This is a genomic window from Curtobacterium sp. 458 (assembly GCF_030406605.1).
Lineage (GTDB): Bacteria > Actinomycetota > Actinomycetes > Actinomycetales > Microbacteriaceae > Curtobacterium.
The window spans coordinates 945,205-971,594 of sequence record NZ_CP129104.1 but is presented as its reverse complement, the minus strand read 5'-3'; the positions used below and the strand labels follow the sequence as shown (position 1 = coordinate 971,594).

Genomic DNA, 26,390 nt, shown 5'->3' with positions numbered 1-26,390 from the left:
CCCGAGCTTGATCTCGGAACCAGTGTAACCCGATCCACGATCGGGTCGCACGTCCCTCGGCCCCTGCTCTTCGTGTTCGCCGGCGCTGACACGGAAGGTGGTTCGCATGTCGCACGACGACGAACCGCGCCGACGCCGTCAGGTGCCGTGGTTGAGGATCGCGACGTTCATCGTGACCCTGGCCCGGTTCCTGCACGACCTCTGGCGCAAGGGCTGAGCCCCGGGTGTCCCGCGCTCCGCAGCGCGGGGCACCCGTCGGGGTCCGAGACGTCAGGTGGGAAGCGGTTCGGTGAGGGAGACCGGCTCGACCTCGCGCCCGAGCAACCGCCCCGCCGCACGCAGGCCGGAGAGCAGCGCCCCGTGGACGGTCGCGGGGTCGTCGCCCCACGTGGCCTCCCCGGCGAGCTGCACCCGGCCGGACGGCGAGCCGAGCAGGTCGTGGTCGTCCGGGGACGCCCCGACGTGCAGGTAGGAGTACGACCCCCGCGCGAACGGGTCCGCCGCCCACCGGGTGATGCGCACGGCGTCGGGCTGTGGGATGGACGGACCGAACATCCGTCGCAGCGCGGTGACGGCTTCGTCGACGACGAGGGCATCGGGCAGCGACTCGATCCGCCGGGCGCCGGCACCGCCGACGAGGGCGGCGAGCACCGGCTCGCCGGTCACCCGGGACATGTCGTACCAGGAGTGCCAGTCGACACCGGCCGGACCCTGCTGCCGCACGACCCAGTCGTCGCCCCAGAACCGCTCGGGGAACCGGAGGAACACCTTGTCGTAGACGCCCATCCCGAGCCGGCCCATCGCGTCGAGGACGTCAGGGCCGAGCGGGGGCTCGAAGGTGACGGCACCTGCCTGCAGGACACCGAGCGGGACGGTCACGACGACCGCGGCGGCGGTGACGACCCGACCGTCCGCGAGTTCGACCGCCGCACCGTCCGGAGACTGCCGCACGGCCCGGACCACCGAGGACAGCCGGACGTCGAGACCCTCGGCGAGGGCGCGGGCGTACTGGCCGTACCCGCGGGGGAAGACGACCTCGTCGCCGGGCACGTGCTCCTCGTCGAGGCCGTGGGCATCGAGCACGGTGACGGGTGCACCGCAGAGGTCCTCGGAGCGGTGCGCCGTGTACTCCCGGACGCGAGCGGCGCGGTCGCCGTCGATCCGCAGGTCGCGCAGGACGGCGTTCACGGCGCTGGCGTAGGTGGACGGCGGCGGCGCGTGTTCCACCACCTCGGGCAGTGCGGCGTCGAGGGCATGCAGATCGGCGACGAACGACGCGGCCTCGGCCTCGGTGAGCCGGCGACCGGACGGTGCGTGCCAGCCGATCGGGCGACCGTCGAACTGGAAGCTGCCGACGGTGAACTCGACGGTGTCGATCCCGAGCGCGGGCGCGAGCTCCCACAGCGGGTTGCCGTCGATGCCGTGGATCCACGAGGCGCCGAGGTCGACCGGGACGCCGAGTGCGTCGTCGGTCCAGGTGCGCCCGCCGATGCGGTCGCGGGCCTCGAGGACGGTGACCGACCGCCCGCCCTGCACCAGGGCCCGAGCGGCGGCGAGCCCGGCGACCCCGGCCCCCACGACGACGACGTCGGCATCCGGACCAGGAACATCGGACATCAGTGCCCTCCCGTCAGTGGGGCCATCAACCGTGCGGCGAGGCTCGGCCGCCCGGTCAGTGCTTCCTCGCGGTCCGCCAGGTCGGTCGCCACGAGTCCGGCGTTCGCGCCGAGGAACCGCAACGGCTCGGGCTCCCAGTCCGGCGAGCGGTGGTTCACCCACGGCAGCGCGGTCAGCGGCGACGCCACCCCGCGGACGAGGTCGGCGAGGGTCCGGCCAGCGAGGTTCGTCGTCGACAGACCGTCGCCGACGTAGCCGCCGGCGGTCCCGACGTGGCCGTCCCAGGTGACCGAGGCGTACCAGTCGCGGGGCACCCCGAGGGGTCCGCCCCACGAGTGCGTGACCGGAGCGTCGGCCACGGCGGGGAAGAGGTCGACGAGTGCCCTCCGCAGGTGCTCGAACACCCGCGGCACCCGGTCGTGACCCGGTTCGATCGACGAGCCCCAGTGGTAGCGGGCACCCCGTCCGCCGAAGGCGATGCGGTCGTCGGCCGTCCGCTGCCCGTACACGAGCAGGTGCCGGTAGTCCGAGAACGTCTGCCCGTGCTCGAGCCCGATCCGGTCCCACACGGCGGCGGGCAGCGGCGCCGTCGCGATCATGAGCGAGTACAGGGGCAGCACGCGGCGTCGGGTCTGCTCGAGCTGGGCACCGTAGCCCTCGACCGCGACGACGACGGCACCCGCCGAGACGGTCCCGCGCGAGGTGACCACCCGGCCCTGGTCCCAGGACGAGGCGGGCGTGTGCTCCGCGATCCGGACGCCCCGTGCCTCCAGGGCGGCCGCCAGGCCACGCACCAACGCAGCGGGCTGCACGCGCGCGCAGTCGGGGGTCCACGCGACGCCGGCTGACCCGGCGGCGTCGCCGGGGCGTGCGTCGCGGTACGTCATGTCGTCACCCCAGGCGGCGCAGGACGCGACCTCGTCACGGGCGGCGCGCTCCTGCACGGCGGAGCGCGCGTAGAGGACGGTGCCGCCCTTGACGAAGTCGCAGTCGACCCCGGCTTCGGACGCTGCGCGTCCGACCTCGTCGACGGTGTCGCGCATGGCCGCGCGCAGGGCGTTGGCCGCGTCCCACCCGTCGCGTTCCGCGATCGACGCGGCGGACGCCGGGAACAGGGCCGAGCACCAACCGCCGTTGCGGCCGGACGCGCCGAACCCCGCGATCTCGCGTTCCACGACGACGACCTGGAGGCGCGGGTCGGCCTGGTGCAGGTACCACGCGGTCCAGAGACCCGTCAGTCCGGCACCGATGATGCAGACGTCGGCGGTCGTGTCGCCGTCGAGCGGGGGCCTGGGCGTCAGGTCGTCGCGACCGCTCGTGACGAGCGCGTCGAGCCAGAACGAGACGCCTCGGTAGCCCGTCATGGTCAGATCTTCGTCCAGGCCTCGGTCAGGACGCTCCGCAGGATCGACGTCATCTCGCGGAACTCCGGCTGCCCGATGGTCAGCGGCGGCGCGAGCTGCACGACGGGGTCTCCCCGGTCGTCGGCGCGGCAGTACAGGCCCGCGTCGAAGAGCGCCTTCGACAGGAACCCGCGGAGCAGGCGCTCCGACTCGGCGTCGTCGAAGGTCGTCTTCGTCGCCTTGTCCTTCACGAGCTCGATGCCGTAGAAGTACCCGTCGCCGCGGACGTCACCGACGATCGGCAGGTCGCGGAGCGTGTCGAGCTCGGCCTTGAAGAGCGGCGCGTTCTGCTGGACGTTCTGCAGCAGCCCCTCTTCCTCGAAGATGTCGAGGTTCTCCATCGCGACGGCCGCCGACACCGGGTGCCCGCCGAACGTGTAGCCGTGGTAGAAGGTCGTGTCACCGGTGGAGAACGGCTCGAACAGCTTGTCGCTGATGATCGTCGCGCCGATGGGGGAGTAGCCCGAGGTCATGGCTTTCGCGCAGGTGATCATGTCCGGCACGAAGTCGTACGTGTCGCACGCGAACATCGTGCCGATCCGGCCGAACGCGCAGATGACCTCGTCGGAGACCAGCAGCACGTCGTACTCGTCGCAGATCTCGCGGACGCGCTGGAAGTAGCCGGGCGGCGGCGTGAAGCACCCGCCGGAGTTCTGCACCGGTTCGAGGAAGACCGCGGCGACGGTGTCGGGCCCCTCGAACTCGATCATCTCGCGGATGCGCTCGGCTGCCCAGAAGCCGAACTCCTCTTCCGATCCGCCGGCGAAACCCATCTCCGCGGCGCGGTAGTAGTTCGTGTTCGGGACGCGGAAGCCACCCGGGGTGAGCGGCTCGAACATCTGCTTCATCGCCGGGATGCCCGTGATCGCGAGGGCGCCCTGCGGGGTGCCGTGGTAGGCGACCGCACGCGAGATCACCTTGTGCTTCATCGGCTTGCCGCGGAGCTTCCAGTAGTACTTCGCGAGCTTGAACGCGGTCTCGACGGCCTCTCCGCCGCCGGTCGAGAAGAACACCTTGTTGAGGTCGCCCGGGGCGTGGTCGGCCAGCCGGTCGGCGAGCTCGATCGCGGCGGGGTGCGCGTACGACCAGATCGGGAAGAACGACAGGGTCTCGGCCTGCTTGGCGGCCATCTCGGCCAGACGCTTGCGGCCGTGCCCGGCAGCGACGACGAACAGGCCGGAGAGTCCGTCGATGTACTCCTTGCCGTGGCTGTCGTAGACGTGGTGCCCCTCGCCCCGGACCATGATCGGGACGTCGGCTCCGGCCTGGTTCGCGCCGTGCCGGGCGAAGTGCATCCAGAGGTGGTCGCGCGACTTCTGCTGCAGCGCGGCGTCGTCCACCGGGGCGAACGGGTCGTAGGACCCCAGGCGTGCACGTGGTTCGGAGATGGTCATCGCGTTCCCCAGTCGTAGAGCTGTTTGCGGAGTTGCAGGTAGACGAAGGTCTCGGTCTCGGCGACCCCCGGGATCGCCCGGATCGTGCCGTTGAGCAGTTCGATGAGGCCGTCGTCGTCCTCGCAGACGACCTCCACCATGAGGTCGAAGCTCCCGGCGGTCATGACGAGGTAGTCGACCGCCGGGAGCCGTTCGAGTTCGTCGGCGACGGTTCGGGTGTCACCGCTGACCCGGATGCCGATCATCGCCTGCCGGTGGAACCCCAACTGCAGGGGGTCCGTGACCGCGACGATCTGCATGACGCCGGTCTCCGTGAGCTTCTGCACCCGTTGGCGGACCGCCGCCTCGCTGAGACCGACCGCCTTGCCGATCTCGCCGTACGGGCGGCGTCCGTCTGCCTGGAGTTGCTCGATGATCCGCTTCGAGGTCTCGTCGATCGGTCCCGGACGTCGTGGTGCTGCCGCCATGCCGGACAGCATGGCAGCGGTGTCCGAGCCGCGCAAGGGATTTCGTTGTGAACACGATGTTTCGCGACGATTTCCGTTGTTACGGTTCTCCACAACCTGCGGAATCTTCTTCCGGAGCGGGGGATTCCGTGCCAGTATCGCCGCCATGCTGGACAGTGACACAGCCACGCGGGTGCTCCGGAACTTCGTCGGGGGCGAGCAGGTCGAGACCCGCGGCGACGCGACGATGGACCTCGTCGCGCCCACCGACGAGCACGTGTACGGCACCTCGCCCGTCTCCACCCCCGAAGACGTCGACGCCGCGTTCGCCGCCGCGGCCGAGGCGTCCACGACCTGGCGTCACACCACCCCCGGCGAACGCCAGCTCGCCCTGTTCCGGATCGCCGACGCGATGGAGCAGCGTGCCGAGGAGTTCGCCGACCTCGAGTCCCTGGACACGGGCAAGCCCCGGGCGACCCTCGTGCAGGACGAGATCCTGCTGTCCGTCGACCAGATCCGCTTCTTCGCCGGAGCGGCCCGGAACCTCGAGGGTCGGAGCGCCGGCGAGTACCTGCCCGACCACACGTCGTTCGTCCGACGCGAGCCCATCGGCGTCGTCGCGCAGGTCACGCCGTGGAACTACCCGCTCAACATGGCGGTGTGGAAGTTCGCCCCGGCGATCGCCGCGGGGAACACGACCGTGCTCAAGCCGAGCGACACCACGCCGCTCTCGACGCTGCTGCTCGCCGAGGTCGCCGCCGAGTTCCTGCCGCCGGGCGTCCTCAACGTCGTGCTCGGCGACCGGACGACCGGTGCCGCGATGATCGACCACCCGACTCCCCAGCTGGTGAGCATCACCGGCTCGGTCCGCGCCGGCGTGCAGGTCGCCCGTGCCGCCGCGACCGACCTGAAGCGCACGCACCTCGAACTCGGCGGCAAGGCACCCGTCATCGTGTTCGACGACGCCGACATCCCGTCCGCGGTCGCCGGGATCGTCGCCGCGGGGTTCTTCAACGCCGGACAGGACTGCACCGCCGCCACCCGGCTGCTCGTGCAGGACGGCATCCACGACGAGTTCGTCGCGGCCCTCGTCGCCGAGGCGCACGCGAACGCCCGCACCGGCCCCGACGTCGCCGACCCCGCCTTCGGCCCGGTGAACAACGCCGGCCAGCTCGCGCAGGTCCGTTCGTTCCTCGACTCCCTCCCCGACCACGCCACGGTCGAGACGGGCGGCCACCGGATCGGCGACCGCGGGTTCCACCACGAGGCCACGATCGTCTCCGGGCTCCGGCAGGACGACCGCATCGTGCAGGAAGAGGTCTTCGGTCCGGTCCAGACGGTCCAGCGCTTCCGGACCGAGGACGAGGCCCTCCGGCTGGCGAACGACGTCGAGTACGGCCTCGCGAGCTCGGTGTGGACCACCGACCACGCACGGGCGATGCGGTGCTCCCGCGACCTCGACTTCGGCTGCGTGTGGATCAACACGCACATCCCGATCGTCGCCGAGATGCCGCACGGCGGCTTCCGGCACTCCGGCTACGGCAAGGACCTGTCGCAGTACGGGTTCGACGACTACACCCGCATCAAGCACGTCATGTCTTACACCGGCTGACCACCGGACCCGACCCGCGCACCAGCAGGAGGCACCATGGCAATGACCGGCACGTTCGCCGAATCGGGGGCCGATCTGCGGCTCGACCGGATCACCAAGGCCTTCCCGGGCCACACCGCGGTCGACTCGCTCGACCTCACGGTGCCCGCCGGGTCGTTCTTCGCCCTGCTCGGCCCGTCCGGCTGCGGCAAGACCACCACGCTGCGGCTCGTCGCCGGGCTCGAGGAACCCACGAGCGGCACGATCACGATCGGCGGGAAGGACGTCACCGACACGAAGCCGTACCAGCGGCCGGTCAACACGGTGTTCCAGAACTACGCGCTCTTCCCGCACATGAGCGTGCTCGAGAACGTCGCGTTCGGCCTGAAGCGACGGCGCATCCCGGACCCGGTGACGAAGGCGACCGAGGCACTCCGGCTGGTCGAGCTGGAGGGCTCGGCGTCGAAGCGTCCGGCGCAGCTCTCCGGCGGCATGCAGCAGCGCGTCGCCCTCGCCCGTGCGATCGTCAACCGTCCCGCGCTCCTGCTCCTCGACGAGCCGCTCGGCGCGCTCGACCTCAAGCTCCGCCACCAGATGCAGTTCGAGCTGAAGTCAATCCAGGCCGAGGTCGGCCTCACGTTCCTGCATGTCACCCACGACCAAGAGGAAGCGATGACGATGGCCGACACGGTCGCCGTCATGAACGGCGGGCGCATCGAGCAGATGGGCAGCCCGCAGGAGCTCTACGAACTCCCGCGCACCGCCTTCGTCGCGAACTTCCTCGGCCAGTCGAACCTGCTCGAGGGCGAGGTCCGGGGCACCGACGGCGAGCTCCTCGTCGTGACGACCGAGGCCGGCACCCTCGCGGTCCCCACCGCCCGGGCCGTCGCGACCTCCGGACGCGTGGTCGTCGGCGTCCGCCCCGAGAAGCTCAAGATCCGCACGGCGGAGCCGTCCCCGGAAGCCGGCCGGAACATCCTCGGGCCCGGACGGGTCGTGGACGTCTCGTTCTCCGGCGTCAGCACGCAGTACCTCGTGGACGTCCCCGGGGCCGGGCAGGTCTCCGTCTTCGCGCAGAACTCGAAGGGCGGCCCACGGATCGCCAGAGGAACCGAGGTCTGGCTCACGTGGGGCGTCGACCACGGGTTCGGCCTGGAGGCGCGCCCCGCGTCCGAGGCGACCGTCCCCGCCCAGGGCGATCCGGGCCTCCAGTCCGCACCGGCGACCGCAGGAGCGGTCGCGTGACCAGCCGACCCGACCTGGTCCGCGGACTGACGTCCGCGCGCGTCAGCCGACGCGGGTTCCTCGCTGGCGGCGGGGCCGCGGCCGTCGCCGCGCTCCTCGCCGGGTGCAGCATCAAGGGATCCGCTGCCTCGCTCGCCGGCACCGAGGTCGACTGGCAACGGTTCTGGGCCGACGCGAAGGCGACCAAGCAGCTCAACTTCGCGAACTGGCCGCTCTACATCGACTCCGACAAGGGCAAGTCCGAGTCGATCCAGCTCTTCGAGCAAGCCACCGGGATCTCGGTCGACTACCAGGCGGTGATCCAGGACAACGCGACGTTCTACGCGACCGTCTCACCGATCCTCCGCGCGCAGGGCGCGACCGGGTACGACCTCGTCGTGATGACCAACGGGTTCGAGCTGACGCAGATGATCAAGAACGGGTTCGTGTGCGAACTCGACCACGCGCGGCTGCCGAACTTCGCGAAGCACGCCGGTGACTCGGTGAAGAACCCGACGTACGACCCGGACAACAAGCACTCGGTGGTGTGGCAGACCGGGTTCACCGGGCTCGCCTACAACCCGAAGTACATCGACCGCGAGATCACGTCCTTCCAGGACCTCCTCGACCCGGCCTTCCGGGGTCGTGTCGGGCTGATGAGCGACAACACCGAGCTGGGGTCGCTCGGACTCCTCGCGAACGGGATCGACCCCGAGACCTCGACCCCGTCCGACTGGCGGAAGGCCCAGGACTGGCTGCGGAAGCTCCGGCCGAGCGTCACCGGGTTCTACGACCAGAGCTACATCAACAAGCTCGAGAACGGCGACACCTGGATCACGCAGGCCTGGTCGGGCGACGTGTTCCAGGCGCAGCAGTCCGGGTTCGAGCACCTGGAGTTCGTCACACCCGAGGAAGGCCAGATGATGTGGCACGACAACCTCATGATCCCGAGGCAGGCCGCGAACCCGGTGTCGGCCCTGGCGTGGATGGACTTCTACTACACGCCGAAGATCGCCGGGATCGTCGAGGACTACGTGAACTACGTCTGTCCGGTCCCTGCGGCCGAGGACTACGTGCGGGACGTCCTCGAGGACCCCACCGTCGCCGACAGCCCGCTCGTGTTCCCGTCGGAGGACGTCCTCGCCCGCTCCCACGAGTTCCGGGTGTTCGAGAACTACGACGAGTACTCGGAGTGGAACAGCATCTTCAACGCGGTGGTGCAGTCGTGACCGCGGTCGGGACCGCCGCGATCGCGGGGGTCGGCACGGGGCCGGGGCGTCGTCGGCTCCGGGTGCCGTTCCTGCTCGGGATCGTCGGCACGGCCTACCTCTGCGTGTTCTTCGTCATCCCGCTCGTGTCGGGGCTCATCGTCTCGCTCATGTCGGGCAACCCGGACGACGGGTACACGTTCACGTGGAACGTCGGGATCTACTCGTCGCTCTTCGTCGACCCGCAGGTGCCGTACCTGACGTTCCTGCTCCGGTCGCTCTGGTACGGCGTCGCTGCCACGATCGCGACCATCCTCGTCGGGTACCCGGTGGCCTACTTCATCGCGTTCCGGGTGTCGCCGCGCTGGAAGAACCCGCTGCTCATGCTCGTGTTCATCAGCTTCCTGGTGTCCTTCGTGATCCGCACCGACATGTGGGCGTTCGTGCTCGCGTCGCAGGGCCCGGTCGTGACGACGCTGCAGGCGATCGGACTCGCCGGGAAGGACTTCCACATCCTCGGGACCTCCGGCGCGGTCATCTTCGGCAACGCCTACAACGACCTCGCGTTCATGGTGCTGCCGATCTACGCGGCGCTCGAGCGGATCGACCCGCGGCTCGGTGAGGCCGCCAACGACCTCTACGCGGGGAGGTTCCGCGCGTTCTGGCACACCACGCTGCCCCTGTCGCGATCGGGCATCTTCGCCGGGGTGCTGCTCGTGTTCATCGACTGCGTGGGCGACCCGGTGAACTCGGCGCTCCTGGGCGGAACGAACACGTACACGATCGGTCAGGCGATCCAGGACGCCTACTCCGGCAACCAGCAGTACAACGTCGCCGCCGCGCTCTCGACCGTGCTCATGGTCGTGCTCGGCATCATCCTGTTCATCTACGCCCGGGTGTCCGGCACCGACGACCTCGAGGACCTCGTATGACCGCCGTCACACCGACCCGTCCGGGGTCGACCGCACCCCTCTCGCCCGTCTCGGCCGGCACCGCCGTCCGGCCGCAGCGCCGTCGTCGTGGGGCCCAACGCCGCGGGCCGTGGCTCGCGATCGTCTACTGGGTCGTCATCGCGATCACCCTCGTCCCGATCGTCTCCATGGTCGCGTACTCGTTCAACGACGCCCCGACCAACCGCCTGACCTTCGCCTGGAACGGCTTCACGACGTACTGGTACCAGAACCTCTGGAACGTCTCCGGGCTCGGGGCGGCCTTCGGGACGTCGGTGCTCGTCGCGTTCCTGGCGGCGGTCGTCTCCGTGGCGATCGGTCTGCCGCTCGCCCTCGCCCTGGAGCGCTACCGCTTCCCCGGCCGCGGCATCGTGAGCTCGATCGTCTTCGCCGACATAGCGGCGCCGTCGATCGTCGTCGGGTCGGCGTCGCTGTCGTTCTTCCTGTCGGTCGGCCTCGGCACCGGGTTCTGGACCATCCTCATCACCCACGTGGCCTTCGACGTGGCGTACGTCGTGGTGGTCCTCCGGGCGCGGATCGCCGGGACGTCGAAGGTGCTCGAGGAAGCGGCGGGTGACCTCGGTGCAACGCCGTTCCAGGCGTTCCGGCTCGTCACGCTGCCGCTCCTCGCGCCGGGCATGCTCGCTGCGGGGCTGTTGGCGCTCGCGATGTCGATCGACGACTACGTGATCACGTCGTTCGTCGCCGGGCCGTCGGTCACGTTCCCGCTGTTCGTGTACGGCGCCGCGAAGGCCGGGATGCCGCCCCAGGTGCTCTGCTTCGGGACCCTCGTGTTCGCGGTGGGGCTGCTCGTGGCCCTGCTGAACGGTGCCCTCAACCGGAGGCTGGCGCGCACGCGGGGGTAGGCCGGGCGAGTCGGCGGAACACGCGCAGTCCGACGGCGCACGCGTCGATCGACCGGTGGTTCGTCGAAACGCGCGCGTTCCGTGGGACCAAGGGTCGCCGGACGCTACCGCCGGACGAAGAACGGGCGTGCCGCCGGCACGAACAGCAGGACCGCTGCCACCGCGGACAGCGCGACGAGCAGGAGCGTCGAGGCGCCGTCGCCGATGCTCAGGAGCGCCCGAGCCGCCGCGACCACCACGAGCACGATGCGCGCGGTCGCCGAGCCGCGCCGGACCCGCAGCACGGCCCAGGCGACGAGCGCCCAGATCACCAGTGAGAGCACGACGGAGATCACGGTCACGAGGGCGCTCGCCGGGAACTCCACGAAGCCGATCACCGACGCGAGCACGCAGCCCACGAGCCACACGGCCCAGAGCACGACCGACACGGTCACCACCTGCGGACGAGCCTGTTGCGAGGTCACGCCAGCAGGGTATCCGTCACGCACCGCAACGATCCGTCGGACACCACGATCCGACCGGAGACTGGACCCATGACCGTCCCGTCCGTGTCCGTGTCCGTGTCCGAATCCGCCGTCCGCCGTTCCGCTGCCGCCGACCCGCGCGCCGAACGCTGGACCCACGACCACGACCGCCACGACCGCCACGACCGCCGCGACGGCACCGTCGTCGAGTCGAGCGCCCCGGGTGAGCACCTCAGCGCACTGACGCACCCGGGCGAGGTCGAACTGCGGGTGACGGACGACCGAGCGGACGGTGCACCCGGCGCCGACGGCGCGCTCGTCGACGCCGTGGTCGCGACCGCCACCGCCCGGTACGCATCGGCGCTCGTGGTCGACACCGCCGGACTCGCGGACGGCACCCGACGGCTCCTCGAGGACCGCGGCTTCGCACCCGACCCCCGCGGTGCGGCCGTCCGCACCCTCGACCTCACGACCGCCGACGACGGCACACCGACGCGGATGCTCGACAACCCCGCGCTCGCGTCCCTCAACGGCGCCCACGCCCGGTTCGCCGAGCGCCGGGGCGAGATCGTGCGCTACCTGCCGGACGTCTCGGTGTGGACCGGAGTGCCGGTGCACCCGACGGACCAGGACTGGGCGGACGTCGCTGCCCTCCTCGGGCCCGGCGCCGGGTTCCGCGTCGACCCGTCCGCGGTGCTGCCGTCCGGCTGGCACGAACTGGAGGGCGCCGGGGGCGTGCAGCTCACGGGAGAGGCGGTCCTCGGCGACCCGGACTCCGAGGCGGTCGAGCTGACGCCCGACGACGTCCCCGAGATGCTCGACCTCGTCACCAGGACGAAGCCCGGTCCGTTCCTCCCGCGCACGATCGAGCTCGGTACGTACCTCGGCATCCGCCGCGAGGGCCGACTCGTCGCGATGGCCGGGGAGCGCCTGCACCCGCCGGGGTGGACCGAGATCAGCGCGGTGTGCACGGACCCGGGGTTCCGCGGCCAGGGGCTCGGACGGCGACTCGTGCTCGCGGTGGCACACGGCATCCGGGAGCGCGGCGAGACGCCGATGCTGCACGCCGCGGCGACCAACACGGGTGCGATCGCCCTGTACGAGCACCTCGGGTTCCGGGTGCGTGATCGCGGTGCGATCCGCTTCGCCCAGGTGCCGGACCGGCCGGCAGTCTGACGGGACCACCGGCCGGACGGGAGTCCCGTGGCGGCGCCGCCACGGGCCTCCCGCCCGGTTCCAGGTCACGTTCCGTGATCGTCGATTCTCTATGATCGGACCATGACGAGCACCATGGCCGGGTTCGGCAGTGAGCGGATCACGCAGCTCGGACTGCGCGACCGGGTGTACGACCGCGTGCTCGAGTTCCTCATGGGCCACGACGTCGAGCCGGGCATGCGCCTGTCGATCGACGGGCTCGCCCGGACCCTCGGCGTCTCGCCCACGCCGGTGCGTGAGGCGCTCGTCCAGCTCGAGCGGACCGGACTCGTCACCCGCGAGGCGAACAAGGGGTACCGCGTCGCCCCGCCCCTCGCCGGCGACCAGCTCGAGGCGCTGTTCGACGCCCGGCTCATCGTCGAGAGCGGCGCCGTCGAACTCGCCGCGCGCGGGGACGTCGAGGCGCTCCGGACCCGGCTCGACGCCGCGCTCGCGGTGCAGTCCGACGTCGCCGCCGAGGTCGCCGCGATCGAGGTCGGGACGGTGCCCGACGAACTCATGGCCCGCTTCTTCCGCAGCGACTGGGACTTCCACCAGGTGCTCTTCGACGCGACGCACAACCCGTTCCTCGAGGAGATGTCCGAGATCATCACCACGCGCGTGCACCGGATGCGGCAGATCGTCGGGGGTGGGGACGACGACACCTCGCGTGCGGTGGCGGAGCACCGGTCGATCCTCGACGCGCTCGCGATCAGCCCGTCGGCGGCGGTGTCGGCGATGCGTGTGCACATCGACAACGTGCGGGTCCGGTCGCGCGCCGACGCGTCACACGGCGCCTGACCGCACGGCGTCTGACAGCTCGGCACCCGACCGAACGGGGCCCGATCGCGCGGGCCGGGTTGCGCTCCGGCCGTTTGCGAGTATCTTTCCTATAGGAAAGAGGTTCAAGGCCGAACCGCACCGCACGACTGCGAAGGAGCATGCACGTGGCATCACCACAGGACTGGGTCACCCAGGATTGGGACCCGACGACCTGGACCGACGAGACGTGGCCGATCGCCGCCTGCCTGCACGGGTTCGCCCAGGTCACCCGCGACGGGACGGCCTTCCACGACGCGCCCGCCGAGGTCTGGGACGACGTCTTCGCACAGATCGCGTCCGCGGGCTTCTCGCTCGCCGAACTCGCCGACAGCCACATCCGCCCCGCTGACCTCGAGCGGTCCCGACGTGACGAACTCTTCGCGGTCGCCGCGGCGCACGGGGTCGGCATCCCCTCCGTGCACCTGCAGCGGAAGAGCGTCATCCAGCCCGGGCACGAGGAGGACAACCTCGCGTACGCGCACCGGACCATCGACGCCGCGGCCGAGTGGGGCATGCAGGTGTTCTCGACGGGCCTGCACCAGCCGTTCACCGAGGCGCAGCGGAAGGCCCTCTGGTTCTGGACGGCACCGGGCCCGGAGGACCCCGACGACCCCGAGGTGTGGGACGCCGCGGTGAAGCGCCTCCGGGAGCTCGGGGAGCACGCCGCGAGCGTCGGACTGCCGATGGCACTCGAGCTGTACGAGGACACCTACCTCGGCACCGCCGACAGCGCGGTCCGCCTGGTCGAGGAGATCGGACTGGACACCGTCGGCCTGAACGCGGACGTCGCGAACCTCATCCGTCTGCACCGTCCGGTGGAGGACTGGAAGGAGCTCTTCGCGAAGACCCTGCCGTACACGAACTACCTCCACGTCAAGAACTACACGCGCGACGAAGCCGGCGACGGCAGCTGGGCGACGAGTGCGCCGAGCACCATGGAGACCGGACTCATCAACTACCGCCAGGTGCTCCGGGACGCCGTCGCCGACGGGTTCCGCGGCATCGTCATGACGGAGCAGTACGGCGGGGACAGCCTCGGCGTCTGCGCGGCCAACCAGCAGTACATCCGATCCGTCCTCGCCACCTCGGTGGTCGGGGCGACGAAGCAAGGAGCAACTCGATGAGCACCCTCGACATCGCCGTCGTCGGGTCCGGCTACATGGGCGGCGGGATCGCCCAGGTCCTGGCCCTCGCCGGCCACACCGTCCGGATCGCGGACGTCTCGGCCGAGATCGCCGCGTCCAACCGCGCCCGGCTCATCGCCGAGACCGAACAGTTCGTCGCGGACGGCCTGTTCCCCGCGGACGCCGTGGCGCGCGTGGACGCCCACCTCAGCGCCGCCGACTCCATCGAGGAAGCGGTCGCCACGGCCGACTTCATCGAGGAGGCCGTGCCCGAGAAGCTCGAGATCAAGCACGCCACGCTCCGTCGGATCAGCGAGGCCGCGCGCCCGGACGCCGTCATCGGGTCGAACACCTCGACGATCCTCATCGAGTCGCTCGCCGAGGCAGTCGTGGGTCCGGAGCGATTCCTGGGCGTGCACTTCTCGAACCCGGCGCCGTTCATCCCCGGCGTCGAGCTCATCCCGCACCCGACCACGAACGAGCACGCGATCGAGGTCGGTGAGACCGTCGTCGCTGCGACCGGCAAGCAGTCCGCCCGGGTGAAGGACTCCACGGGCTTCGTGCTCAACCGCCTGCAGTACGCCCTGTTCGAGGAAGCGACGAAGATCGCCGACGAGGGCATCGCGAGCCCGGACGACATCGACACCATCGTCCGCACCACCTTCGGGTTCCGCCTGCCGTTCTTCGGCCCGTTCGCGATCGCCGACATGGCCGGGCTCGACGTGTACGCGTTCTGCTTCGAGTCGCTGCAGACCCGCTGGCCCGAGCGCTTCGCCACGCCGCCGTCGCTCCAGCAGCACGTCGACGCCGGTGAACTCGGCACGAAGTCCGGCGCCGGGTACCTCGACGTGCCCGCCGACCGCACGCCCGAGCTGGTCGCCTACCGGAACAAGGCTTACGTCGCGATGCAGAAGCTCCTCGACGACCTCGGCCCGGCCCCGATCCACTGAGGGGACCGAGCATGAGCACCGAACAGCAGACCGTCGTCCTCACCGGCGCCGCCTCCCCGCGCGGGATCGGCCGGGCCACGGCCCACCACCTCGCCGGGCAGGGCTGGAACGTCGGCATCATCGACCTCGACCAGGCCGCGAGCGAGCAGGTCGCCGCCGAGCTCCGCGACCAGCACGGCGTCCAGGCCGTCGGCGCCGGGGCGAACGTCGCGGACGAGGCCGCCGTCCGCGCCGCGTTCGACACGATCGAAGCCGCGCTGCCGCCGATCGCGGCGCTCGTGAACCTCGCGGGCGTCTCGTCCGCGCACGAGTACCTCGACCTGCCCGAGGGGGAGTGGCACCGGGTCCTGAGCATCAACCTCGACGGCGTGCACTTCGCGAGCCTCCGGGCAGCGCAGTCCATGGTCGAGCGCGGGTACGGCCGCATCGTGAACCTGTCGTCGGTCTCCGCCCAGCGCGGCGGCGGCACGTTCAGCAAGACGCCGTACTCGGTCGCGAAGGCCGGGGTCATCGGTCTCACCCGTGGCATGGCCCGCGAGCTCGGCCACCGGGGGATCACCGTCAACGCGATCTCGCCCGGTCCGATCGACACCGACATCATGGGCGGCACGCTCTCCGAGGAGCGCAAGACCGCGATGGCGGCCGACGGTGTGCTCCCGCGCATCGGCACCCCGCGGGACATCGCGGCGGCGATCGCCTACCTCATCAGCGAGGACGCCGGGTTCGTCACCGGGCAGACGCTGAACGTCGACGGCGGCCTCTACATGCACTGAAACGCCCACAGGCGTACTGGGCCGACCCAGCCCCACGACCAGAGCGAGCCGGTGTGCTCGTCGTGAGTCGTGCCTCCAGTCAGACCACCCGATCGCGAAGGAGCGACCGTGTCCGCAACCAGCCCCGCCCTGGGGTCCACCCACGATCCCGCCCTGAAGTCGGCGATCGGCAAGGCGACGAAGCACCTCATGCCGATGCTCGTCATCCTGTACTTCGTCGCCTTCCTCGACCGCACGAACGTCGGGTTCGCCGAAGAGGCCCTCAGCGTCGACCGCAACATCTCCGACGCCGCGTTCGCGCTCGGCGCCGGCATCTTCTTCATCGGCTACGCGATCTTCGAGATCCCGTCGAACCTGCTGCTCAAGCGGTTCGGCGCCCGCTTCTGGCTCGCCCGCATCGCCGTCACGTGGGGCATCGTCGCCGCGCTGTTCTCGTTCACGACGAACGACACGATGTTCATCATCCTGCGCTTCCTGCTCGGCGTGACCGAGGCCGGGCTCTTCCCGGGCGTGATCATGTACCTCTCCGAGTGGTTCCCGAACAAGGTCCGCGTGCGGATGTTCGCGATCTTCTACCTCGCGCAGCCCTTCTCGCAGATGATCGGCGCACCGCTCTCCGGCGGACTCATCAGCGTCGGCGACCAGGTCACCCCGTTCCACGGCTGGCAGGTCATGTTCTTCGGCGAGGGCATCCTCGCGGTGCTCGCCGGCGTCGCGGCCCTCTTCTTCCTGACGAACAGCCCGCAGCAGGCGAAGTGGCTCGACGACGGGCAGAAGGCGTCCCTCACGGCGGCGATGGCCCGCGAGGACCACGCCCGGAACGAGGACGGCCCGAAGGGGATCTGGAAGGCGATGGCGAGCGGCCGCGTCTGGTACTTCACGATCATCTACTTCTGCCTGCAGGTCGCCGTGTACGGCACGACGTTCTACCTGCCGCAGCAGGTGTCGTCGCTCCTCGGGCAGGACGTCGGCTGGCAGGTCGGCCTCGTCGCCGCGATCCCGTGGCTCGTCGGCCTCGTCGCCTGCTACCTCGTCGGCTCGAAGGCGGACACCGTCGGACGGCGTCGTCGCTGGGGCACCATGTTCTACGTCACGACGGGCCTGTCGATCCTCGGGTCGGCGTGGGCGGGTGCGAACGGGCAGCCCATCCTCGGCATCCTGTTCATCACCCTGGCCGTGGCGAGCTTCCTCGCCGTCGGCCCGATCACCTGGGCGTACCCGACGGCGTTCCTCACCGGGGCGGCGGCGGCCGCGGGCATCGGCCTCATCAACTCGCTCGGCAACCTCGGCGGCTTCGTGGCCCCGATCATGCGGACGGCCATCAACGAGGTGGTCCCGACCGACAGCGGCGCGTTCGGCATCGTCTCGCTCGGTGTCCTGGCGTTCGTGGCGGCCGTGATGATCTTCTGCACGAAGTTCTTCCGAGGCGCGAAGGCGGATGATCTGCTCGACACCTCACACGTGGCGACGAGTGCGTCGAAGGAGACGACACGATGACCAGGCTCTTCAACGACCCCGCGGACTTCGCGGACGAGGCGGCGGACGGGTTCGTCCTCGCCAACCAGCGGTGGGTGCGCCGGGTGCACGGCGGTGTGGCCCGCGCCACCACCAGTCCCGACGGCACGGTCGCGGTCGTCATCGGCGGCGGCTCCGGGCACTACCCGGCGTTCGGCGGACTCGTCGGGCACGGGCTGGCGGCCGGCGCGGCGATGGGCAACCTGTTCGCCAGTCCGTCGGCGCAGCAGGTCGCCGGGGTCGCCCGAGCAGCCGAGCACGGGGGCGGGGTGCTGTTCTCGTACGGCAACTACGCGGGTGACTGCCTGAACTTCGACGCCGCCGCACGCACGCTCGAGGGCGAGGGCATCCCGGTGCGGACCGTCCGGGTCACCGACGACGTCGTGTCCGCACCCACCGACCGCACCGCCGAGCGCCGCGGCATCGCCGGCGACCTCTGCGTCTTCAAGGTCGCGGGGGCCGCCGCCGAGGAGGGGCGCAGCCTCGACGACGTCACCACGGTGGCGTCGCGGGCCAACGACCGGACCCGCTCGTTCGGCGTCGCGTTCTCCGGGTGCTCCCTCCCCGGTGCCGCCGAACCGCTCTTCGAGGTCCCGGAACACCGGATGGCCATCGGCATGGGCATCCACGGCGAACGCGGCATCGACGAGACCGAGGTACCCACGGCCGAGGGGCTCGCGTCCCTCCTGGTGTCGCGCCTGCTCGACGAGCTGCCGACGGGCGTCACGGCGTCCGGTGCGCGGGCCGTCCCGATCCTCAACGGCCTCGGCAGCGTGAAGTACGAGGAACTCTTCGTCGTCTACCGCTCGGTGGCCAGACTGCTCGAGGACGCCGGCGTCGTCATCGTCGAACCCGAGGTCGGCGAGCTCGTCACGAGCTTCGACATGGCGGGCGTCTCGCTCACCCTGTTCTGGCTCGACGAGGAACTCGAACGGCTCTGGGCAGCGCCGGCCGACACCCCCGCGTTCCGGAAGGGCGGTGCGGTCGCGGCCGAGCGGCTGCCGGAGTCCGAGCTCGAGGCGTCCGACGGCATCGAGGTCGGCACCGGCACCGCGGAGTCGCAGGAGGTCGCGGCACGGGTCGCCGCGGCGCTCGCCGCAGCGCGCCGCGTCGTCGACGAGCACGTCGACGAACTCGGAGAGATGGACGCGGTCGCTGGCGACGGCGACCACGGCATCGGCATGCAGCGCGGGGCGCACGCCGCGGACGCGGCGGCTTCCGGTGCGTTGCACCGCGAGGTCGGAGCCGGCGGCCTCCTCGCGATCGCCGCCGACGCCTGGTCCGACAAGGCCGGCGGGACGTCCGGAGCGATCTGGGGAGCCGCCCTGGAGGCACTGGGTCGCGTCATCGGGGACGAGTCACGTCCGTCGTCGGCGCGGCTCGCGGAAGCGGTGCACGCCGCGACCACGGCGGTGTCGGCCTTCGGTGCCGTGCCCGGGGACAAGACGATGGTGGACGCCCTCGTGCCGTTCGACGAGGCCTTCGGCGCCGCGGTCGAGGGTGGGGCGTCGACCGCGGACGCCTGGCGCACCGCGGCGACCGCTGCCCGCGAGGCGGCGGACGCCACGGCTGACCTCGTGCCCCGGAAGGGACGCGCCAAGACCCACGCCGACCAGGCGGTGGGGACGCGGGACCCCGGAGCGGTGTCCTTCGCATTGATCGTCGAGACGGTGACCTCGGTCATCGAGGAAGGAGCAGCACGATGACGCTGCGACTGGTGGTCGGATCGGACGATGCCGGCTTCGAGTACAAGGAGGCGATCAAGGCCGACCTGCTCGCGGACGAGCGGGTCTCGGACGTCGCCGACGTCGGCGTGGACGCGGACGGGCACACCGCCTACCCGCACGTCGCCGTCGACGCCGCACGCATGGTCGCGAACGGCGAGGCCGACCGGGCAATCCTGATCTGCGGCACCGGGCTCGGCGTCGCGATCAGCGCGAACAAGGTCCCGGGCATCCGAGCAGTGACCGCCCACGACAGTTACAGCGTCGAGCGTTCCGTGCTGTCGAACGACGCGCAGGTGCTCTGCATGGGGCAGCGGGTCATCGGGCTGGAACTCGCACGACGGCTGGCGAAGGAGTGGCTCGGGTACGAGTTCGACACGTCCTCTGCCAGCGCCGAGAAGGTCGCGGCGATCTGCTCCTACGACGGCTCGGCGGCCGAGGGCATCGACGCGACGGGGGCCGACCGCGCATGACGCTCGTCGGGGTGTCGCTCAAGACGTACTTCTCCCACGCCCGGACCCTCGACTGGGTCCGGCAGGTGGTGGACATCGCCGAGCGGCACCCCGCCGTGCGTTCCGGGGCCGCGCAGCTCTTCGTCGTCCCGACGTTCCCGGCGCTCGTGCCCGTGCGTGAGGTCATCGGCGATGCTCCGGTGCTGCTCGGGGCGCAGGATCTGGCGTGGGCCGACGAGGGCGCGTTCACGGGAGAGGTCTCCGGCGCCGAGCTCCGTGAGATCGGCGTCGACCTCGTCGAGATCGGCCACGCCGAACGGCGGAGCCTGTTCCACGAGACCGACGAGGACGTCGCGGGGAAGGTGCACGCGGCGTACCGCAACCACCTGCGGCCGCTGGTCTGCGTCGGGGAGCCGCACCGTGCCTCCAGTGCGGACGCGATCGACGAGGTGACCGCGCAACTGGACCGCTCGCTCGCCACCGCGACCGCGGACGGTCTCGCCGGGCCGCTGATCGTCGCGTACGAGCCCGTGTGGGCGATCGGTGCGCCGGCGCCCGCGCCGGACGACCACATCGTGGACGTGCTCGCCGGGCTCGAGGCGCACCTCGCGTCGCGGCCGGAACTCACTGGCAGCACGGTGATCTACGGCGGCAGCGCCGGACCGGGGCTGCTCACCCGTGGGCAGGGGCGGATCGGCGGACTGTTCCTCGGACGCTTCGCCCACGACCCGGCCGCGATCACCACCATCCTCGACGAGGTGCTGACCCTGCCCGGTCAGCGCAGCGAGTAGCCGCCGTCCATCAGCAGCTCGGTCCCGTGGCAGTACGAGGCCGCGTCACTCAGCAGGAAGTGGATCGCCGCCGCGACCTCGGCCGGCTGCGCGAACCGCCCCGGCACGATGTCCCGCATCCACTCGTCGAACTGGTGGTGCTTCTTGGCGAGCAGCGGTGTGTCCACGTAGCCGGGTGACACGCAGTTCACCCGGATGCCCTCCGACCCCCACTCGACGGCGAGGGTCTTCGTGAGCGCGGTGACGCCCGCCTTCGACACGTTGTAGGCGACCTGCTTCTGCGGGTGGTTCACGACGTGGTTGCCGGACATGGACGCGATGCTCACGATCGCTGCTCCACCGCGCCCCGCCATCACCCGGTGGAGGGCCTGCGAGGTGAGGAACACCCCGACGAGGTTGACGTCGAGGACCCCGCGGAACTGTTCGGCGGACATCTCCGCCGCGGCGACGTCGTCCTCGACGATGCCCGCCGCGTTGACCAGGTCGATGCGGCCGGGGTGCTCGGAGCCGACCCGGTCCGCGAACGCGCGCAGGGACTCCGGATCAGTGATGTCGACCGTGTCCGACGTCACGCCCGCGGGGACGTCGGTCGGTTCGCGGAGGTCGACCGCGACCACTTCGGCGCCGGCGGCGTGGAGGCGGCGCACGACCTCGCGGCCGATGCCGCCGGCTGCTCCGGTGACCACCACCGTCCGGTCCGTCAGGTCGCGGGCCACGGTCGTCGTCTGGTCGATCGTCATCGATCGCCCCTCTCTGCCCGGCGCACCGGGCGTCGTTCGGTCGGTGTCCGGGACGGTACCCGGCGACACCTGACGTGCGTCCGTGCCGCGTCCGCCGCTACGCCTCGTCCGCCGCTACGCCTCGTCGCGTGCGCCCGCGAGCCCGTGGTCGTGGGCGTAGACGACCAGCTGCACCCGGTCGCGAAGCTGGAGCTTTCCCAGGATGCTCGAGATCTGGGTCTTCACGGTCGACTCGGTGACGAACTCCTTCGCGGCGATCTCGGCGTTCGACAGACCCCGCGACGCCCAACCGAACACGATGCGCTCGCGGTCGGAGAGCGTCTGGAACTCCTGCGGTTGCGGCTTCGGCGCACGCTCGACGTCGGCGCCGAACAGCTGCGCGAGGTCGTTCGGGGCGATCACCGAGCTGCCCTCGTGCACGGCGCGGATGGCCGCGAACAGGAACGGCGGCGTCGTGTCCTTGAGGAGGAACCCGCTGGCACCGAGCCGGATCGCGGTCGCTGCCGCCGGGTCGAGGCCGAACGTCGTCAGGACGATCACGCGGGGGATCGGGCCGTCGACCGCGCCGGAGAACAGCTGGCGGACGGTCTCGACGCCGTCCATGCCCGCCATCCGCATGTCGAGCAGCATCACGTCCGGACGGACGTCGGGGATCGCTGCGAGGGCCTCCGCGCCGTCCGATGCCTCACCCACCACGACCATGTCGTCCTGGGCGTCGAGCACGACACGGAGCCCCGCGCGGAAGAGCGCCTGGTCGTCGGTGAGCAGGACGCGGATGGGCGCCGGTCCCGTCGCGTCGGTGCCGGCCGGGCCGCGGGCCGGGTCGGCGGCGGCTGCGTGGTCGGTCGTGTCGGTCATCGGTGGTTCCCCCCTGGGATGTCGATCGGGATGCGGGCGCGGGCGACGAACACGTCGTCGAGGACCGCGGCGTCGAAGGAGCCGTCGAGGGCGGCGAGTCGGGAGCGCATGCCGTCGACCCCGCGGCCGGAGCCCCCGGTGGCACCACCGCCGACGACGTTCTCGACCTCGAGCACGAGGTCCGCGGAGCGCCAGGTCTCCCGGACGGTGACGGGCATGCCGGGAGCGCCGTGCCGGAGCGCGTTCGTGAGCATCTCCTGCAGCACCCGACGGGCAGCGGTGCCGGCGTCGGGGCCGAACGTGCGCGGGACGCCGCGGACGGTGTGGTCCACGGTGATCCCGGCGTCGCGGATGCCCTGCACGATCTCGTCGAGCGTCGCCGGACCGGCGTCCCCGGTGCCGTCGATCTGCCCGAGGACCTGCCGGACCTCCATGAGCGAACTGCGCGCGGTGCTGGCGATCGTGGCGCTGACCTCGCGCACCCGTGCCTCGTCGGCGAGGAACGGCACCGAGTCGGCCTGGGCGATGATCACGGCGAGGGAGTGACCCACGACGTCGTGCACGTCCCGGGCGATCGCCGCTCGGATCCGCTCGGACTCCGCGACGTCGATGGCACGGGTGGCGGTGGCCTCGGCCTCGGTGGCGACGGCCTCCGCTCGGGACCGCGCGGCCTCGGCGTGGGCGCGTCGCTCGGACTCGCGGTCGCGGGAGCGGAACGCCCGCACGGCCAGCCCGCCGGCCCACACCGCGAGCAGCGCCGCCGCGGGGGCCGCCATCGCCAGGAAGGCCTGGTCGCGCGGCCCGTTCACGAGCACGGCGAACCGGAACCCGGTGACGGTCAGGTACAGCGTCGCGCCGACACCGGTGACGAACGCGAGCAGTCCGGAGAGGACGACCTCGGCGCGGGTCCCGACGATCGCGGTCGTCCCGATGACGACGAAGATCGCGAGGTCCACGAGCGACGGACGCTCGCCGCCGGCTACCTGCACGAACCCGAGCGCGACGACGAGCAGCATCGCGACGGACGGCGAGATGCGTCGCACGGCGATGGCCCCGGCCGCGGCGACGACGGCGAGGATGCTGGCGTGCTCGAGCTCGAGGTCGACGGGGGCGAGGAACGCGAGCGCCGCGACGACCGCCCAGACCACGTCGACGACGATCGAGCGCGTGGCGAGCGGTCGGATGAACGTGCGCCCTTCCGTCACGGGTCCGATCATCGCACGGAGGGGTCCGTCACCCGGCCGCGCGTGGGGACGGCCCCGCGGGTCGCCCCGCGCTTCACGCCACCGGTGACATCGCGATGAGCGCCCACGCGGTGACGACGACGATCCCGGCGCAGACCGACAGGGTGGCGATGACGTGCTTGATCGAGGAGTCCATGCTCCTCAGCCTCCGCGATCTCGGGCCGCCGGGCATCGGGCGGACGGCCGAAGCGCATCCGTCGCGGGGACGAACGGCTCAGCGCGCGAGGGCTGCCAGGTCCGCGACGACGTCGTCCAGCGGCCGGGTCGCGTCGAGCTCGTGCGTGCACCCGGCGCGGAGCAGCGGCAGCACCTCGGCGAAGTCCGCCGCGATCATCGCCCGCTCCACGTCGGTCTTCCCGTACGGGTTCGTCGTCCGCCGCGCGACCCGTTCGAGCAGGACGTCGAGCGGTGCGCTGAGGAGCACGACCGCATCGAAGCGGTCGTACCAGCGGCCCTGGTTGCGGACGCAGCCCTGGACGAAGAGCGACCGGTCGTCGTCCTCGTCGAGCAGCGCCGTCATCCGGTCCTCGGCCCAGAGCCACTCGCCGCGGTGTGCCTCGTCGGACGGGTGCGGGTACGGGTGGTACTCGCGCCAGCCCGGGTCGTCGGTGTCCACGACGCGGTGACCGAACGTGGCCAGCCGCTCCAGCGCCGAGGACTTGCCCGTCCCCGACATCCCGGTGATCAGCACCCTCGCCACGACGGGGAGCCTAGCGGGGCAACGGGGTGACCACTCGCCGCTGCGACGACCACGGACCCGCCACGACGCGCGTGACGGGTCCGTGGTCGCGGGCTCCCGAGGATCAGCCGACCTTGCTCCAGGTGCCGCAGCCGGAGGACTCGAAGACCGAGATGTCAGAGCCGATCCGGACCGTCGTGGACCCACGGCCGTCGATGAAGTCGTTCGCGATGACGTCCTCGAAGCGACCGGACGCGCGGCTGCTCGTCTCCCAGTAGCAGCCGTCCGTGAACGACGTCCGCCAAGTGCCGGCAGCGATCTGCTGTCCGACCTTGAAGACGCCGTCCGCAGGCATCTTCGTCAGTCGGGGCGCGCTGGCGATCGGGTACCACGATCCGCAATCCGAGAAGGAAACGTACCGGTCCGACGAAGCGATGGTGATGATGCGCTGACCACTCCCGAAGGAGTTCCCGATGATCTCGTCGAAGCTGCCGCTCGCGCCGCTGAGTCGCGCCCAGTAGCAGCCGCTCGTCGAGCCGGAGAAGTACGTGCCCGGCTTGATCTTCGACCCGACGGCGTACGTGCCGTTGCCGGAGAACGCTGCGCTGCGGGTCACCTTGGCGGTCACCGTGGTCCGCGCGCTGCCGTCCTGGTAGCCGGCCTTCGAGACGATGACCCGGGCTGCCAGCGTTGCACCGAAGTCGCTGCCCGACACGGTGTACGACTTCTTCGTCTGGCCGCTGATCACCGAGCCGTTGCGGAGCCACTGGTACCGCACCGAGAGCCCGGACCGGTTCCACGAGCCGTTGGTCGTCGTCAGCGTGCTCCCGACCTTCGCGGACCCGGTCAGCTTCGGGGCGACGGTCATCTTCGGTGCATCGCCCTTCGCGACGATCCCGAGATCCTTCGTCCGCGTGGCCTTCGCGTACCCGCTCCGGGATCCGATGATCATCAACGAGAGGCGGTGCCCGCTGTCCCCGGCCGCGGGCGTGTACGTGGGCCGCGTCGCGCCGGTGATGGCCTTCCCGTCGCGGAGCCAGCGGTACCCCTTGGCCGTCGGAGCGGGCCGCCAGGTGGGGAACACCGCGGTGATCGTGCTGCCGACCTTCACCGCGCCGGTCGCCCGAGGGGCCTGGGTGGTGAAGGTCGCTGCGGCGCTCGCCGGGGTGGTGCCGGCGAGCACGGTCACGGACGCGATGCCGAGTCCGAGGAGAGCGAGGAGAGCGCGTCCACGGGACGCGCTTCGGGTGGGAGACATGTCGATCCGTTCTCGGATGCTGGGCAGGGGCACAGGAAGTGCCGGCCCAGCCTAGAAGAGCAGTGCTCAACTTGGGGAGCCCCTGAAAGGAGGGTGACGGAAACCTGCGGTTTCCCGCAGAGCTGTCGGGCGACTAGCGTGCGGACACGGTCGACATCAGCCACGAGACCCCGTACGAGACCGACCGACGGCTCCGAGCGATGATCGCCGAAGCCGAGCTCGTGGTCCTCGACGGGGAGTGGGCGTACCGCGAGGCGCCCGCGGACGAGACGCCCACGCTCGGGATGGACGTGCTCGCTGTCGTGCCGGACGAGCACTCGTGGTCCTGGCTCGCCCCGGCCGGCGAGGATGCGCCGGAGCGGTTCGGGCTGGTGTCCTTCCACTTCCCCGCCGGCACGGACAACAGCGGCTTCGTCGGGTGGCTCGCCACCGAGTTGAAGCAGCGCCTCGGCACGGGAGTGTTCGTCGTCTGCGGGCAGAACAGCGCCCGCGGCGGCATCTACGACTACTGGGGCTACCCGGCGTCGCTCGCCACCGAGGCCGTCTCCGTGGTCCGGGAGCTCCGGGACGGTCGCGCGGCGTAGAGGTCCCGCAGGAGCGCCGCCTCGGCACCGTGGTGGATCAGCTCGTCCGCCACGTGCAGCACGAACGACCGCTTCGTCGACTCGGCGTACGGGCCGGCGACGGCGCCCATCGGCTCGGAGGCGGTGTCGCCGACCTCCGTCGCGGCCGCCAGGAACACCCGGATCGCCGCGTCGAGTCCCGCGAGCGCCTCGGCGGCGGTCGCCGGGGTGCCCGGCGTCGGTCCGGTCGACGGCGCGAGCCCCAGCCACTCGCGGTTCCGGCTGGTCGTGAGCACCTCGACGACGTGGTCGAGCCGCCACCGCACGGTGACCTCCGCATCCCCGGTGATCGGCTGCCATGCCCACTCGTCGTCGGAGAGCCCTTCCATCCGGTCCGTCAGCCGCCCACCGGCGTACTCGACGAGTCCGACCACGTCCTGCTCCGCAGTGTCCATGCCCCATCTTGACCCTGCACCGGGCGCACGGACAGGGCGCTGACGCACCACGGGACGGACGGGAGGCGCGGGGCGGGCCCGCCAC

The 26,390-nt window shown here is 71.1% G+C and carries 26 protein-coding genes; 15 read left to right on the top strand and 11 right to left on the bottom strand.

The features are described from left to right. Positions 1–270 precede the first annotated feature (270 nt). Genes QPJ90_RS04810 through QPJ90_RS04795 form a run of 4 tightly spaced genes read right to left on the bottom strand, consistent with a single transcriptional unit; the run spans position 271 to position 4,881 of the window. A complete protein-coding gene (locus tag QPJ90_RS04810; protein ID WP_290133335.1) occupies positions 271–1,617 on the bottom strand; it encodes an NAD(P)/FAD-dependent oxidoreductase in 1,347 nt (448 codons plus the stop codon). Then, complete coding sequence (locus QPJ90_RS04805) at positions 1,617–2,981, bottom strand: FAD-dependent oxidoreductase (RefSeq protein WP_290133334.1); 1,365 nt, start codon at positions 2,979–2,981, stop codon at positions 1,617–1,619. Before QPJ90_RS04805 ends, QPJ90_RS04810 begins: the two co-directional genes overlap by 1 nt. A gap of 2 nt (positions 2,982–2,983) precedes the next feature. Next, positions 2,984–4,414: an aspartate aminotransferase family protein gene (locus tag QPJ90_RS04800; RefSeq protein ID WP_290133333.1), complete on the bottom strand. Its 1,431-nt coding sequence runs from the start codon at positions 4,412–4,414 to the stop codon at positions 2,984–2,986. Then, positions 4,411–4,881: an Lrp/AsnC family transcriptional regulator gene (locus QPJ90_RS04795; RefSeq protein ID WP_152998041.1), complete on the bottom strand. Its 471-nt coding sequence runs from the start codon at positions 4,879–4,881 to the stop codon at positions 4,411–4,413. The genes QPJ90_RS04800 and QPJ90_RS04795 overlap by 4 nt, the downstream gene beginning before the upstream one ends. Positions 4,882–5,026: 145 nt before the next feature. Between QPJ90_RS04795 and QPJ90_RS04790 the strand changes: the two genes are divergently transcribed. From QPJ90_RS04790 to QPJ90_RS04770, 5 genes are read left to right on the top strand one after another with little or no spacing between them, the layout of a single operon-like run. After that, entirely contained in the window at positions 5,027–6,472 is a 1,446-nt protein-coding gene (locus tag QPJ90_RS04790) for a gamma-aminobutyraldehyde dehydrogenase (protein ID WP_290133332.1), read from the top strand. 36 nt (positions 6,473–6,508) lie between these two features. Then, positions 6,509–7,696 (top strand): ABC transporter ATP-binding protein, encoded by a 1,188-nt coding sequence (locus QPJ90_RS04785; RefSeq protein ID WP_290133331.1) that lies wholly within the window; start codon positions 6,509–6,511, stop codon positions 7,694–7,696. Continuing rightward, positions 7,693–8,904: a spermidine/putrescine ABC transporter substrate-binding protein gene (locus tag QPJ90_RS04780; protein ID WP_290133330.1), complete on the top strand. Its 1,212-nt coding sequence runs from the start codon at positions 7,693–7,695 to the stop codon at positions 8,902–8,904. The genes QPJ90_RS04785 and QPJ90_RS04780 overlap by 4 nt, the downstream gene beginning before the upstream one ends. Beyond that, positions 8,901–9,815 (top strand): ABC transporter permease, encoded by a 915-nt coding sequence (locus QPJ90_RS04775; protein ID WP_290133329.1) that lies wholly within the window; start codon positions 8,901–8,903, stop codon positions 9,813–9,815. Before QPJ90_RS04780 ends, QPJ90_RS04775 begins: the two co-directional genes overlap by 4 nt. Further along, positions 9,812–10,699 carry an ABC transporter permease gene (locus tag QPJ90_RS04770; protein ID WP_290133328.1) on the top strand — a complete coding sequence of 296 codons (888 nt, stop codon included), beginning with the start codon at positions 9,812–9,814 and terminating at the stop codon, positions 10,697–10,699. The genes QPJ90_RS04775 and QPJ90_RS04770 overlap by 4 nt, the downstream gene beginning before the upstream one ends. 104 nt (positions 10,700–10,803) lie before the next feature. Here QPJ90_RS04770 and QPJ90_RS04765 read toward each other — a convergent pair whose 3' ends face one another. Further along, positions 10,804–11,163, bottom strand: coding sequence for a hypothetical protein (locus QPJ90_RS04765; protein ID WP_290133327.1), 360 nt, complete (start codon positions 11,161–11,163; stop codon positions 10,804–10,806). Between the two features lie 69 nt (positions 11,164–11,232). Between QPJ90_RS04765 and QPJ90_RS04760 the strand changes: the two genes are divergently transcribed. From QPJ90_RS04760 to QPJ90_RS04720, 9 genes are all read left to right on the top strand, one after another. After that, the gene (locus QPJ90_RS04760; RefSeq protein ID WP_290133326.1) at positions 11,233–12,339 is read left to right on the top strand and encodes a GNAT family N-acetyltransferase; all 1,107 of its coding nucleotides are present in this window, start codon (positions 11,233–11,235) and stop codon (positions 12,337–12,339) included. Positions 12,340–12,441: 102 nt separating this feature from the next. Further along, on the top strand, positions 12,442–13,158 hold the full coding sequence (locus tag QPJ90_RS04755; protein ID WP_290133325.1) for a GntR family transcriptional regulator: 717 nt from the start codon (positions 12,442–12,444) through the stop codon (positions 13,156–13,158). 146 nt (positions 13,159–13,304) lie between these two features. Further along, positions 13,305–14,303, top strand: coding sequence for a TIM barrel protein (locus QPJ90_RS04750; RefSeq protein WP_290133324.1), 999 nt, complete (start codon positions 13,305–13,307; stop codon positions 14,301–14,303). Then, the gene (locus QPJ90_RS04745; RefSeq protein ID WP_290133323.1) at positions 14,300–15,253 is read left to right on the top strand and encodes a 3-hydroxyacyl-CoA dehydrogenase family protein; all 954 of its coding nucleotides are present in this window, start codon (positions 14,300–14,302) and stop codon (positions 15,251–15,253) included. Before QPJ90_RS04750 ends, QPJ90_RS04745 begins: the two co-directional genes overlap by 4 nt. Positions 15,254–15,264: 11 nt before the next feature. Continuing rightward, positions 15,265–16,026, top strand: coding sequence for an SDR family oxidoreductase (locus QPJ90_RS04740; RefSeq protein ID WP_290133322.1), 762 nt, complete (start codon positions 15,265–15,267; stop codon positions 16,024–16,026). A 108-nt stretch (positions 16,027–16,134) separates the two neighbouring features. Beyond that, entirely contained in the window at positions 16,135–17,523 is a 1,389-nt protein-coding gene (locus tag QPJ90_RS04735) for an MFS transporter (protein ID WP_290133321.1), read from the top strand. Then, the gene (locus tag QPJ90_RS04730) at positions 17,520–19,247 is read left to right on the top strand and encodes a dihydroxyacetone kinase family protein (protein ID WP_290133320.1); all 1,728 of its coding nucleotides are present in this window, start codon (positions 17,520–17,522) and stop codon (positions 19,245–19,247) included. The genes QPJ90_RS04735 and QPJ90_RS04730 overlap by 4 nt, the downstream gene beginning before the upstream one ends. Further along, positions 19,244–19,738 (top strand): ribose-5-phosphate isomerase, encoded by a 495-nt coding sequence (locus QPJ90_RS04725; RefSeq protein WP_290133319.1) that lies wholly within the window; start codon positions 19,244–19,246, stop codon positions 19,736–19,738. Before QPJ90_RS04730 ends, QPJ90_RS04725 begins: the two co-directional genes overlap by 4 nt. Further along, entirely contained in the window at positions 19,735–20,508 is a 774-nt protein-coding gene (locus QPJ90_RS04720; RefSeq protein ID WP_290133318.1) for a triose-phosphate isomerase family protein, read from the top strand. Before QPJ90_RS04725 ends, QPJ90_RS04720 begins: the two co-directional genes overlap by 4 nt. Here the strand turns inward: QPJ90_RS04720 and QPJ90_RS04715 are convergent. From QPJ90_RS04715 to QPJ90_RS04695, 5 genes are all read right to left on the bottom strand, one after another. Beyond that, complete coding sequence (locus tag QPJ90_RS04715) at positions 20,493–21,248, bottom strand: SDR family oxidoreductase (protein ID WP_290133317.1); 756 nt, start codon at positions 21,246–21,248, stop codon at positions 20,493–20,495. The genes QPJ90_RS04720 and QPJ90_RS04715 overlap by 16 nt on opposite strands. 114 nt (positions 21,249–21,362) lie before the next feature. Then, the gene (locus QPJ90_RS04710) at positions 21,363–22,106 is read right to left on the bottom strand and encodes a response regulator transcription factor (protein WP_290133316.1); all 744 of its coding nucleotides are present in this window, start codon (positions 22,104–22,106) and stop codon (positions 21,363–21,365) included. Beyond that, positions 22,103–23,311 (bottom strand): histidine kinase, encoded by a 1,209-nt coding sequence (locus QPJ90_RS04705; protein ID WP_290133315.1) that lies wholly within the window; start codon positions 23,309–23,311, stop codon positions 22,103–22,105. The genes QPJ90_RS04710 and QPJ90_RS04705 overlap by 4 nt, the downstream gene beginning before the upstream one ends. 253 nt (positions 23,312–23,564) lie before the next feature. After that, positions 23,565–24,050 carry an AAA family ATPase gene (locus QPJ90_RS04700; protein WP_290133314.1) on the bottom strand — a complete coding sequence of 162 codons (486 nt, stop codon included), beginning with the start codon at positions 24,048–24,050 and terminating at the stop codon, positions 23,565–23,567. A 103-nt stretch (positions 24,051–24,153) separates the two neighbouring features. Next, positions 24,154–25,287, bottom strand: a complete 1,134-nt coding sequence (locus QPJ90_RS04695) for a hypothetical protein (RefSeq protein ID WP_290133313.1) — start codon at positions 25,285–25,287, stop codon at positions 24,154–24,156. Between the two features lie 200 nt (positions 25,288–25,487). On the opposite strand from QPJ90_RS04695, the gene QPJ90_RS04690 reads away from it, so the two are divergent. Further along, positions 25,488–25,871 (top strand): DUF6196 family protein, encoded by a 384-nt coding sequence (locus QPJ90_RS04690; RefSeq protein ID WP_290133312.1) that lies wholly within the window; start codon positions 25,488–25,490, stop codon positions 25,869–25,871. Here the strand turns inward: QPJ90_RS04690 and QPJ90_RS04685 are convergent. Further along, complete coding sequence (locus tag QPJ90_RS04685; RefSeq protein WP_290133311.1) at positions 25,802–26,305, bottom strand: DinB family protein; 504 nt, start codon at positions 26,303–26,305, stop codon at positions 25,802–25,804. The two genes, QPJ90_RS04690 and QPJ90_RS04685, sit on opposite strands and share 70 nt — an antisense overlap. Between the last annotated feature and the right edge of the window lie 85 nt (positions 26,306–26,390).